General features: G+C 43.6%; 14 protein-coding genes and 2 pseudogenes. 13 read left to right on the top strand and 3 right to left on the bottom strand.

Annotated features, from left to right (window positions below):
- Positions 1 to 307, top strand: a pseudogene (locus Q7P68_RS13250) (GTPase HflX); the annotation flags it as partial.
- Positions 308 to 396: 89 nt separating this feature from the next.
- Positions 397 to 1,623 carry an ATP-binding protein gene (locus Q7P68_RS13245; RefSeq protein ID WP_304226451.1) on the top strand — a complete coding sequence of 409 codons (1,227 nt, stop codon included), beginning with the start codon at positions 397 to 399 and terminating at the stop codon, positions 1,621 to 1,623.
- Positions 1,624 to 1,689: 66 nt separating this feature from the next.
- On the opposite strand, the gene Q7P68_RS13240 is transcribed toward Q7P68_RS13245, so the two are convergent.
- Positions 1,690 to 2,643: a peptidoglycan DD-metalloendopeptidase family protein gene (locus tag Q7P68_RS13240; RefSeq protein ID WP_304226449.1), complete on the bottom strand. Its 954-nt coding sequence runs from the start codon at positions 2,641 to 2,643 to the stop codon at positions 1,690 to 1,692.
- Positions 2,644 to 2,933: 290 nt separating this feature from the next.
- On the opposite strand from Q7P68_RS13240, the gene Q7P68_RS13235 reads away from it, so the two are divergent.
- From Q7P68_RS13235 to Q7P68_RS13195, 10 genes are all read left to right on the top strand, one after another.
- Entirely contained in the window at positions 2,934 to 3,137 is a 204-nt protein-coding gene (locus Q7P68_RS13235) for a type II toxin-antitoxin system VapB family antitoxin (protein WP_304226447.1), read from the top strand.
- Positions 3,134 to 3,541, top strand: coding sequence for a type II toxin-antitoxin system VapC family toxin (gene vapC / locus Q7P68_RS13230; RefSeq protein WP_304226445.1), 408 nt, complete (start codon positions 3,134 to 3,136; stop codon positions 3,539 to 3,541). Before Q7P68_RS13235 ends, vapC begins: the two co-directional genes overlap by 4 nt.
- Before the next feature lie 78 nt (positions 3,542 to 3,619).
- Positions 3,620 to 3,784, top strand: a complete 165-nt coding sequence (locus Q7P68_RS14020) for a type II toxin-antitoxin system CcdA family antitoxin (protein ID WP_369695327.1) — start codon at positions 3,620 to 3,622, stop codon at positions 3,782 to 3,784.
- Positions 3,785 to 4,092: 308 nt separating this feature from the next.
- A complete protein-coding gene (locus tag Q7P68_RS13225) occupies positions 4,093 to 4,338 on the top strand; it encodes a FitA-like ribbon-helix-helix domain-containing protein (RefSeq protein WP_304226443.1) in 246 nt (81 codons plus the stop codon).
- Positions 4,335 to 4,601 carry a type II toxin-antitoxin system VapC family toxin gene (locus tag Q7P68_RS13220; RefSeq protein ID WP_304226441.1) on the top strand — a complete coding sequence of 89 codons (267 nt, stop codon included), beginning with the start codon at positions 4,335 to 4,337 and terminating at the stop codon, positions 4,599 to 4,601. The genes Q7P68_RS13225 and Q7P68_RS13220 overlap by 4 nt, the downstream gene beginning before the upstream one ends.
- Positions 4,602 to 4,689: 88 nt before the next feature.
- Positions 4,690 to 5,388 (top strand): hypothetical protein, encoded by a 699-nt coding sequence (locus Q7P68_RS13215; RefSeq protein ID WP_304226439.1) that lies wholly within the window; start codon positions 4,690 to 4,692, stop codon positions 5,386 to 5,388.
- 115 nt (positions 5,389 to 5,503) lie between these two features.
- Positions 5,504 to 5,749, top strand: coding sequence for a ribbon-helix-helix domain-containing protein (locus Q7P68_RS13210; protein WP_304226437.1), 246 nt, complete (start codon positions 5,504 to 5,506; stop codon positions 5,747 to 5,749).
- A complete protein-coding gene (locus tag Q7P68_RS13205) occupies positions 5,736 to 6,077 on the top strand; it encodes a type II toxin-antitoxin system PemK/MazF family toxin (protein ID WP_304226435.1) in 342 nt (113 codons plus the stop codon). Before Q7P68_RS13210 ends, Q7P68_RS13205 begins: the two co-directional genes overlap by 14 nt.
- A 252-nt stretch (positions 6,078 to 6,329) precedes the next feature.
- Positions 6,330 to 8,264 carry a glycogen-binding domain-containing protein gene (locus tag Q7P68_RS13200; RefSeq protein ID WP_304226433.1) on the top strand — a complete coding sequence of 645 codons (1,935 nt, stop codon included), beginning with the start codon at positions 6,330 to 6,332 and terminating at the stop codon, positions 8,262 to 8,264.
- A 22-nt stretch (positions 8,265 to 8,286) separates the two neighbouring features.
- A complete protein-coding gene (locus Q7P68_RS13195; RefSeq protein WP_304226431.1) occupies positions 8,287 to 8,739 on the top strand; it encodes a hypothetical protein in 453 nt (150 codons plus the stop codon).
- A 273-nt stretch (positions 8,740 to 9,012) separates the two neighbouring features.
- On the opposite strand, the gene Q7P68_RS13190 is transcribed toward Q7P68_RS13195, so the two are convergent.
- Both Q7P68_RS13190 and Q7P68_RS13185 read right to left on the bottom strand, forming a co-directional pair.
- The gene (locus Q7P68_RS13190) at positions 9,013 to 9,696 is read right to left on the bottom strand and encodes a bifunctional nuclease family protein (RefSeq protein ID WP_304226429.1); all 684 of its coding nucleotides are present in this window, start codon (positions 9,694 to 9,696) and stop codon (positions 9,013 to 9,015) included.
- Between the two features lie 174 nt (positions 9,697 to 9,870).
- Positions 9,871 to 10,998 carry a polyprenyl synthetase family protein gene (locus Q7P68_RS13185; RefSeq protein WP_304226427.1) on the bottom strand — a complete coding sequence of 376 codons (1,128 nt, stop codon included), beginning with the start codon at positions 10,996 to 10,998 and terminating at the stop codon, positions 9,871 to 9,873.
- 66 nt (positions 10,999 to 11,064) lie between these two features.
- Between Q7P68_RS13185 and Q7P68_RS13180 the strand changes: the two are divergent.
- A pseudogene (locus Q7P68_RS13180) lies at positions 11,065 to 11,285 on the top strand (SAM-dependent methyltransferase); the annotation flags it as partial.

The following is an 11,285-nucleotide window of genomic DNA, read 5'->3' as shown; positions in this document are numbered from 1 at the left end:
TTTAAATAAGATTGATAAGGTTACCAATCCGGAACTGCTTAAAGATCTGGAAAAGCGGTACAGCGACAGCGTCAGTATCTCCGCCCTGAATAGGACCGGTCTCGATACCCTGGCCCGCAGGATAGATCTGCTCATTTCCGGCGCGGCCTATCGGTTCCGTTTTCCCGTAAACCGCCACGACCTGGTCGCCCAGCTGCACCGTTCAGGAACGGTTCTGGCTGAACGCTATGAGGAAACCTATATCGAAGTAGAAGCCCGTCTGGGCCAGCGAATGCTCGGCACGCTCCAGGAATGGCGTATAGATTGATGAAATTATCCGGATATTTTCACCGGCAGCGTAGAAATTCTCTAGATATTTTCTGCGGATTTGTTACAATATAACCTATGATCCCTCGAATGAAGTATACAAGCCTGGCAAAACAGGCCGCCGATCATCGAATTAGCGTTCTCATAGGTTCCCGACAGGTCGGCAAAACCACTCTGCTCAGTATGTTGCAACATGAATTAGGTCTCCCCTACGAATCATACAATCTGGAAAACCCCCTGCACCTGGCCCTTTTTAACGAAGGTTACACATCCTTTATCCGTCAGGTTCGTAAACAATTGTTGTTTATCGATGAATATCAGTATTGTCCGAACATTTCATCAATTTTTAAAGCTATATATGATCTTCATCCTGATATTAAAATATATGCTTCCGGATCATCCTCGTTAGAAATACAGGCCCATTTAAAAGAGTCCCTGGCAGGAAGAAAATTAGAAACCACCCTTTATCCCCTTACGTTTCAGGAATGGCTATGGGGAATAGAACCGGCATTGCAGATCAACCCTATGCTTGATGAACCCAGTCATATTGATGAATTAGAGGCTTTTAACAGGTTTTTGCCAGATTTCTTACGGTTTGGAGCCCTGCCAGCCCTCTCCGCCTTGCCCGATGAATTATCCCGGCGGGAATATCTGCTGGAAATATTCAAAACCTATATTGCAAGGGATATAAAATCCTTCCTCAAGGAAGAATCTGTTTTATCTTTTAACAAGATGCTCTCTTGGCTTGCTTTGAATAATGGCTCTTTGTTGAACAAAAACAACCTTGCTACTATAGCGGGCGTTTCAGCCAGACAAATAGACCGTTATCTGGAAGTGTTGCAGGGTACCTTTGTACTTGCGCTTGTTCCCCCACTTTCTACAAACAAAGCAAAAGAACTTGTTAAAACCTATAAGTTCTATCTCTATGACCAGGGTGTGGTAAATACCATAATCCAGGACTTTAGACCCCCGGAATTACGAGGCGATGGAGGAACCATCCGTGAGGCCTTTGTTTTTTGGGAACTGAAAAAACATGCAGATATCCGATATACTATTACCTACTGGCGAACTTCAGATGGGAAGGAAGTAGACTTTGTCCTGGAAAAAGACCGTTCACTGCTTCCCATAGAGGTAAAAAGCGGCTGGAAAGCGGGAAAAGTCCCTCCTGGCTTAGCGGCATTTTTCAGGTATTACCCGGAAGTCCGGGAAGGGGTAGTACTCTATGATGGACCGGAACAGATTAGTCAGGATGGTGTTCATACCATACATTTCGCCCCCCTTTATAAAGCATCTTCCTGCTTTACCTTGCTCCCCTAACAGAATACTGAGAAGGTTTCTTTAAGAAATCTAGTCCTTTAGATTGATGAATATCTAGTCGTTTTGTTACCGCATGAGGAGGCGGGGGTTCACCGTTACGCTGTTTTTAAAGACTGAAAAATGCAGGTGGCTTCCGGTGCTCAGGCCCGTACTCCCCACATCGCCGATCCTTTCGCCGGTGTTAACCGTGGCGCCCGGCTTAACCCGTATCACGTCCAGGTGGGCATACAGGGTCTTATAGCCGCCGTGGTGGGCAATGATGATATAGTTCCCCGTATTGGTATCATACCCCGTGTCCACCACCCGGCCGTACATAGCTGCCTTTACAGGGGTTCCCTGGGGAGCCGCAATATCCAGTCCCGAATGGAACTGCCGGGCCCCCGTAAAGGGGCTGATCCGGTAACCATATCCGGAACTTACATAACCCCGAACGGGCCAGCTAAAGAGGTCGCCGTTAATCTCTTGCATATCAATCTGGTTCATCCGGGCTCCCGGCAAAAAGAGCTTGCTCCCCGCAAGAATGGTCTCATCGGCCAGCTTGTTAAAGGTCTTTACCAAGTCCGCATCTACCGAGTATTTTTCGCAAATACCTGCCAGGCTGTCTCCTGACTTAACCGTGTACAGGATGCCGTCCTGGTTCGGCACCTTGATATACTGCCCAACCTGGATGGTTCTGGAATTTTTTATGTTATTAAAGGATAAAAGGGTGTCCTGATTCAGCCCAAATCGGGAAGCCAGTTCGCCGATGGTGTCCCCCTTTTCAATCTTATAGGAAGTATAGAACAGTTCCATAGGCCGGGAAAAATCTTTTGGTTCAGGGATGCCATCCTTAGAAAGGGTCGCATAGTCGGGATTCCGCTCTGCGCTCCCTTGCCCGAGGTTTTCCATGGCCGAATCCTCTACTGTCCCCTCAACAACAGTATTCACTTCGGCGGGATGGGTGAAGTGGTACACCGGCAGTATGATACTGACAGCAAAGGCAACAACAAGGGCAGCACGGCCAATTCGGGAACTGGACACTTCAGAACTCCTATACAGCAGCTATTAAGGACCTCATTATATATCGGCTTTTCCGGTATGGCAATAAAGCAGGAAGATACAATAAAAAGATACCCCTGAATCCGTATAAAACCATCCAAGCTCTCAGCTCTGTGTTCAGCATGTATCCTTCCTGTCCGATATACGTAAAAATGGGGTGATAGCCTTACAAAATTGGGAATTCTGGTTGTGGGGTCGATTATAGAGTAATAGTTTAAGATGAATTTGACAATAATGCATTTGTGTATTATTATACACACAGAGGTGTGTATATGCGTACTAATATAGTTTTAGATGATAATTTAGTTGATGAAGCATTTAAATATGCGGAATCAATTCACACAAAAAAGGACTTAATTGAAACAGCACTCAAAGAATTTGTAAAAAATCATAAAATGAAGAATTTAAAAGATATTAAAGGAAAAATATCTTTTGATGAAAATTATGATTATAAACAAATGAGAATTGGAAAATGATTTTATTAGACACATCTGTACTAATTAATTATTTCCGAAATACAAATGATGAATCTGTTTTATTACTTGATGAAATAATAGATAGAAATATTCCTTATGGTATTTGTGATTTTGTATATCAGGAGTTACTTCAAGGAACAAAATCTGAAAAAGAATTTAATATATTAAAAGAATATCTCGAATCACTTCCGTTTTATTATTTGAATCATGGTAAAGAATCTTATGAAAAGGCAGCCTTAATTAATTTTACTTGTAGGAAATCTGGAATAACAGTAAGAAGCACAATAGATTTATTAATCGCACAAATAGCAATTGAAAATAATCTATTCCTTTTACATTCAGATAAAGATTTTGATTTTATAGCTACAGTAATAAAAGAATTGAAGATTTATAGGGGAATGTAAAGCGTACCAACAACCAGTTTAACCTTACAATTCCTGTTGGCTATGTACCGATAATTAAGGAGGTTCCATATATCTTCCTTGTACAATACCAATGCCCCAAAGAAACCGACTAATTTAACAGTTAATAGTGATCTATTAAAACAGGCAAAAGATTATAAAATAAATATATCTGCAACGCTTGAGACTGCTTTGGCAGATGCACTTAAGGCAAAAAAAGTAGATTTTTTAATAACAGGAATATAAGAAGGAAAAATACCGCTGCGATGAACACTACCGATCTTATCATGTCCGCCTCCCGTTTTAGTAAAAAGCCTATTTACCTTATACACTATCAGGTTGGCTTGGGGTGCTTTATTTGTTTATACGGATTCAGGTGATAACCTCACAAAATTGAGAATTCTAGTTGCGGGGTCGATTATAGAGGGGCATAATATGGGGGATGTTAGCAAGACGCACTTTGTGAGCGTAGATATTTATATATATAGTAAACAAATTGCATTATCTTGACAGTGTATGCAGTAAGTAGTAGTAGTGCATACAAAAGGATGAATATGCCACTACTACAAGTTCGAGATGTGCCTGAAGATCTATATGAAAGGCTTTCACAGATTGCTGAACAAGAAAATCGAAGCATTACTCAAGAAACAATAGTTCTGTTAAGGAAGGCACTGAACTATAAAGAGAGCAGAATTTCTAGAAGAAAGAGAATTTTGAGTGAAATAAGAAATGATATTATTATTGATTCAAATAGGTTTCCTGATCCTGCTGTTCTAATTAGAGAGGATCGTGAAAGATGATTATTGTCTTAGATGCAAGTGCAGGAATTGAAATAGCACTATCACGTGAAAATGCAGAAATATACGGAAAGAAAATTGAGGGAGCCTCAAAAGTAATTACATCAGAATTATATAAAGCTGAAACTGCGAATGTGTTGTGGAAATATAATAACGCAGGATTCTTGAATAAAGAAGAAGTTCAAAAGAGGCTTAGGTATTGTGATGAGTTAATTGACAAATATATAGATATTTCTGAAAATAATGAAGAAGCACTAGTGGCGTAAAAATAGAGTAAGGAGAAAATTGCTAACAATCGCTTCAAGCGGATAATATAATTATTCTTAATAACGAATTATATGGAGTAAAAGTGATATGAAAAAAGTAATTGCATTATGTATTTTATTTTCCCCTTTTTACTTTCTTTTCTCTCTGGAAGTTAATATAAAAATTACATTGTTAAATGGCACCGAAAATAATTTACTGGTTAATGATTCTATCAATGAAATATCAGGTGTAAAAGGGCATTTATACTTTAAAGAAAATGGTAAAGTAATCAAAGAATACAATCATGCGAGCCCAATAGTTAAAATTCAGAATATTTCAGCACTACACAATATTTCAAAAATTGAAATATATATGGAATTACATGATTTTAATGATATAAGTGAATTTGAGTTGCCACAAATTACCGAATTAATTGTTTCTTATGGTTTAAATAATAAAAGCATGTTATCAATAAATAAAATGCCAAACCTATCCCTTCTGTATTTCAATTTTATGAATATTACTGAGATAAATTCTATTAATTTAATGAATACACAGCTGAAATACATGGAAATATCATATTCAAAATTACAATCAATAAGTAAAACTATATTTCCTAAAACATTAAAATATTTAAATATATTAGGAAATGGAATAGTCCTAATAGATGAAGACACTATTAATGATATAAATTCAAAGAATATTATTGTAATATCGGATAAAAAAATTAATGGAATTAATAATCAGATAATTGGGGATGAATACACTAAAATATTACCTGAGGAATATAAACGATTTGGACCATAAAAAAATTATCTAACAACCAGTTTAACCTTACAATTCCTATTGGCATGGTTTGTGCTTTTCGCTTCGCTCGCAAAAAGTTGTTGACTTTTAGTTATACCGTGGTTATACTGAAATTATGAAAACAGCAATATCATTGCCTGATACGTTATATAATGACGCAGAAAAGATAGCAAAAGACATGGGCATTCCACGTAGTCAATTATTTGCTAAGGCTTTAGAGGAGTTTATTAATCATCATAAGAAAGATAGAATAACGGAAAAGCTTAATTCTATATATAAAAAAGAATTATCAGGCGGTGATAGAATTGTTGATGTTAATCTTGAATCGCTAAGGGAATTAACAAAAAATGACTCGTGGTGAAATATGGTGGGCTGATTTTGGAATACCATTTGGTAGTGAACCTGGGTTTCATAGACCTGTATTAATAATTCAAGATGATTCATTTAATCGAAGCAATATAAATACTGTAATCGTCATTCCATTTACTACAAATACAATATTGGCGGATTCCCCTGGAAATATTTATGTAGAAAAAACAGAATCAGGACTATCAAAAGATTCTGTATTAGTAGTTTCACAAATATCTGTTCTTGATAAAACTAGGTTAGTATCATTAGAAAATAAACTGCATTATTCCGTTATGGAAGAAGTAGAAGAAGGAATAAAATTAATTCTTGGCTTAATATAATGTGTATTCCGGCCGAAACCTGCCACCTATCTGGTACTAACAAGAGCTTAATGGGGTGGCAGGTTTCATCGGAATACGGAATACACACTATATGGCTAAACCGTTCTGCTAAAACCGTAATTGCAAGCTGTACAAAGATTATGTCCATTCTGTTAAATTTTTAAAAATTTTGCTTTACAAAACCGGTAAAGTGGTTATAGAATAATGGCTAAACCGGTTCAGAAAAACCGATTTAAATCTAATGGAGGAACTATGATGAAAAAGATGCTCTCTTTCATCGCGGCTTTCCTGGTTCTCGGCGGAGCTCTTTTCGCTGATGTAATCGTGAAAGATCTCGGAGACGGTAACGCAGAAGTTACCTTCCTGTACAAAGGCGCCGGAAATGAAGTTGTTGTAGCTGGCGACTTTACTGACTGGCAGAATGGGGCTCTTCCCATGACCAAAACCGACAATGGTTTTGAGCTTAAGAAGACCTTCCCCATGGCTACCACCCTTAAGTACAAATTCATTGTTGATGGCAACTGGCTTTTCGATGCCAAGTCTCCCGACAAGACCGACGACGGCTTTGGCGGTTTTAACGGCGTTGTCGATATTGCCAAGCTCGTAGCTGTAGAAAAGGCCCAGGCTTCTGGCGATACCGCTGCACTGGACAAACTTATGGCCAGCCAGAGCGGCCTTAAGTTCGGGACCTATACTCAGCTGGCTGTTATTTCTAACTTCTTAACCCGCAGTGTTCAGGATCCCACGAAGAAGGGCTTTGAAACCGACAGTGTCCAGTTTAAGGCTAAATCCTACTGGAAACTCTCCGGAACCCTCCTTCCCGATGCTCCAGCCTATATCGAAATCCGGGCCTTTGATGGTACAAAGGATATTTATAAGGTTTCACCGACCGGCACTGTTACCACCAAGGCTGAAGACGGGCTTAATACCCTGGCAACGGGTCTTCTCTTTGATCCCTTTACATACCTGCAGGGTGACAGACCCTATCTTGGTCACTTTAAGGCCGGCCTTAACACCAGCTATGTGAACATCGAAACCGCCTATAACTGGGCTAAACCTGCTACGCGGTCTACCATTATTTGGACCACCGTTAAAGATAGCGATTCAAATGACGGTTATCTCCAGTTTACCAATGGTTCTGCCCTCCAGAGCTTCGGCGACCTGAAACTCGATGTCGGTATCGTACCCAATAAGTCCCTTAGTGCTATGGGCCTGCGGAGCTGGGTCGCCGCTACCTATGGGGATTACACCGCAGAAGTTCAGTGGGATGCTAAATCCACCGATGCGGATCAGACAAAGGTAACTAATTTCTTTAAGTCCTACACTGGTGACCTCATTGCCGGTGTTAAGGGTGCCTACGGCCCCTTGAGCGCCGCAGTCCAGTTCATTATGCCTGTAGCTTCCACTACTATTGATAAGGCAATTGGTTATCAGGCTAATGTAACCTATACTTCCCTTATGTTCGGTGCTACTGCCAAGTTTGGATCCTTCCAGCCTTCTGTTTCTAGCCTCTATGGCAATGGAGACGATATTGTAAATAATCAATCTTTCATTGTCCTGAATCCCTGGGTGCTCCCCATGGAAGGTCTTAAGGCCGGTATCGACAGCAAGCTGAATACCACCTATGATCTTAAGTTTGCCGATAAGAACCTTATCAACCTGAAGCCCTATGTCAGCCTGGACTTTGACAAGCTCCTGGGCTACACCTTCACCGTCGATGCCTATGGCATGATGGACCTGGACCTTGCTACCGGTGCATCCGAGACCTTTAAGTTCAACGAAGCGGGCGTAAAATATGCCATGACCGAAGTGTCCGATATCATTCCCTCCTTTGATGTGAACTATGGTATCCAGATGGGCGATGTTAAAATGCTCAACACCCTCATGGCGAACCTGGCTACCAAGCCCGGTGTAAACGTAAATCTGGGTCTCGGCCTGCGGACCACCAATGATAAGGCTACCCAGGCTGACAAAGATAAGAATGAGCTTCTGGCCTTCTATCTTGGGGCTAACTACAAGGTTGCAGCGCTTAAGAACGGTGTCTTCTACGGTGCCTTTGTATACAACATGGACCCCTATAGCGATGAAACCGATGGTCTCAGCATGAGCGGTTACCGGCCTGACAAGGGTATCGATGACATGGCTGGTTATGCCAAGTTCCGCATGGGCATGAAGTGGGACTTCTAATTAGGATTAAGGAGAAAAGAATATGAAGCGAATACTTGCAATTTTAGCAGTAGTAGCGGCCATCTTTGCCGTATCCTCCTGTGATACTGCAATGCATGATGGTACTTCCATGTATATTGAAAAAATAATAGTAACTAATCTTCCGGCTAGTATGAATAACCGAACTGTTGAACTGATGGGATTTTGGAATGGTGGGAGTTCAGCCACAACAGATCAGCAGAAAATTGATAATGGTACAGTGACATTAACACTAACTTCTGGCCAATTACAGTCTGCACCTAATCCTGAATTTAAAATTAAACCAATTGATATTGACGGTGGTTGGAATTGGGCTATTGGTGCAAAATTAAGGCTTGGAGGAGATGATGTTTCGAATGCAACAATAGCTAATACATGGACAGGTCCTTCTACTCCCAAGACAATAAAAGGTGTTGTCCAGTCGGATGGTGTAACGGTTACTTGGACTGTAGAATAATTGTGTTTAAATAGTTAATAATCCCCCTCACCAAAGCCTATGGCTTTGGTGAGGCCCGGCCAGAGTAGGCATGGTAGGTGTCCGGTCCTCCGGACACCCTCCACGCACGTTCTGGGGTGCGGTGAACTTGTTGGTGGAGCCAATTACCAGAAAGAGCCTTTTTCATTTAGGAGGAGGGCCGGGGACCCAGACCCCCGGTTTTCCTCCTTACCTTTTTATAAGACCTATTTCAAATTATTTCGGGGTACTTATATGGGGGCCTCAGGCGGTTTTTTACTCATCCCCAAGGGATGCTAATAAATCCCGCAGTTTGGCGGCCCGTTCGTATTCTTCGTTGGCTACGGCCTTGTCCAGTTCGGCCTTAAGGGCCCGGCGCTGGGCTTCTTTGCTTTGAGCCTGGGCGGATTGGGGGGCTGACATGGGCATGCCATCCCGGAGGAGTTCATCTTCTATCCCTTCGCCAGGGCCCTTGCTTACCTCGCCCTGTTCATCGGTAAAGTTCTGCAGGTCCTGTTCAGCGCTGGCGGTGGCGGCGTCTACGATAAGGTTCACGGAAACTCCCGCTTCCTGTACTACCTGTTCGGAAATGTACACCGGACACTTAAGCCTAACCGCCAGCGCTAAGGCGTCAGATGGCCGGCAATCCAGCGTAAACTCCGACTCGTCTATCAGGGTGGATTGCATAACCAGGCGCGCAAAAAAGGTACCTTCCTTAAGATCGGTAATTTCAATCCGCAGGAGTTCCGCTCCCAGGTGCTTAATCAAACTGATCATAAGGTCGTGGGTGAGGGGGCGGGGGATAGTCACGTCGCCAAAGCCAATCAATATGGATTGGGTTTCGAGCTGTCCGATAAAAATGGGGACTGCGATTTCTGAGCCGATGGGGCGGATCAGCACCGCATTGCCCTGATCGGTCCGGGCGATGGTCCAAATTTCAGCACGCACCAGGGTATACATGACCTTCCCTCCTTCCCAGCTTAGCAGTTTGTCGGACTTGTCCGTTTTTAATCATAAAAATCGCAGGAATCTGCGATTTTTACCTTGCAAACTGCCAAAGGAGCCCTGTTAATCGGGATTTTTAATTCCCAAAATGGGCTTTGGGAATTAAAAATATACCAGTCTGACAGGCTCCTAGCCAAGCAGGGATACAAAATTCACGAGCAGTTTGTGGGCCTCTTCATGCAACGGGTAGTTCATGAACGCCTCGGTTTCAAGGATCTGCATGGCCCGCTCGATAAGTTCCATGCCCCGCTGGCGGGCTTCGGCAATGACGCCGGCCTGGTCCAGTTCTCCGATAAGTTCTTCTACTTCTCTCGCGCCGGTACCCTGGGCTCGGGCGGCGGAAAAACAGCGTTTTACAAACTCGATGCGGCTCGGATTCTGCTGTAAGAAGAGAATGACCGGCAGGCTTTTTTTGCCTTCTACAATATCGTCGCCCCGTTTTTTCCCCGGGTTGCCCGTGGTCAGGTTCTTTACATCATCAAAAATTTGAAAGCCCACCCCCAGGTTTTCTGCGGCCAGTCCCAGGGCTTCTGCCAGCCGGCCCTCGTCGGCAAGCCGCCGGGCAAGCTCAGGCTGAGCTTCCGCCAGAGGGTCATCAATATGAATGCCTTTTCGGATGTCCTGCTTTAGGCCTGCGGTATACACGCCGAGCTCGATAGCCATCCGGGCGAGGACGCCGGTTTTCATCCGGCACATGAGGTCGTATTCTTCCAGGCTGGGGAGGGATGAGAAATTCCGGTGCCAGGCAATGTCCATGGCTTGGCCCAGATGGATGCGGCGGAGATGGAGGCCCCAGCATTGGGTTACGGCATTTTTACGGGCCGCCGGTGCGGCCCAGTTTTGCAGGGCGGTAAGGCCCACAAAGTAAAGGAAACTTCCCGAATTCAGTCCCCGGTCAAGGCCATAGAGGATGTGAATGGCCGGCTTGCCCCGGCGTTCGTCGGAGCTGTCTTCGATGTCGTCATGGATAAGACTGCCGTTGTGGGGGTATTCTACCAGGGGGACCAGGTCCAGGGCCGAGTCGCCTCCGCCAAGGGTTTCGCAGGTTAGGGTCATAAGGAGGGGGCGCCACCGTTTGCCTCCCCGGTCAATCAGGTCCCGGCCGGGGGCGGTCAGTTCCTGCACCAGGGGGGTGCCTGGTATGCTGGGCAGGTCTCCAAAGGTCATGCGGACCCATGCTTCGTCCGGTGTTTGGGGCAGGGTACGGTCCAGGATGGCTTCTATTTTTTGTAGTCTCTCGGTATATTGTGTGTCCATAATTGTAATGTAATCTATCCGCCCTTAGGATGGAAGTGGTAAGACTTAAAATTTTCGGAGTTGTATATGGGTTCCTACGATACTTTGGATTATTGGTCTCTGAAGGCGCAAAAAGAGGGTTATCCTGCCCGTTCGGTATATAAATTAAAAGAAATGGATGAAAAGTTCGGCCTTTTTAAGGGGGCTGGCACAAAATGGGGCGCCCCTTCGGGTGCGCTCAAAACAGAAGGCGCAGGTTCCCCTTCACGTACCGGCGGTCCCTTTAAGGTGCTCGATATCGGTGCTGC

The organism is Gracilinema caldarium (genome assembly GCF_029265695.1).
Lineage (GTDB): Bacteria > Spirochaetota > Spirochaetia > Treponematales > Breznakiellaceae > Gracilinema > Gracilinema caldarium_A.
This window is presented reverse-complemented; position numbering and strand designations above follow the sequence as displayed.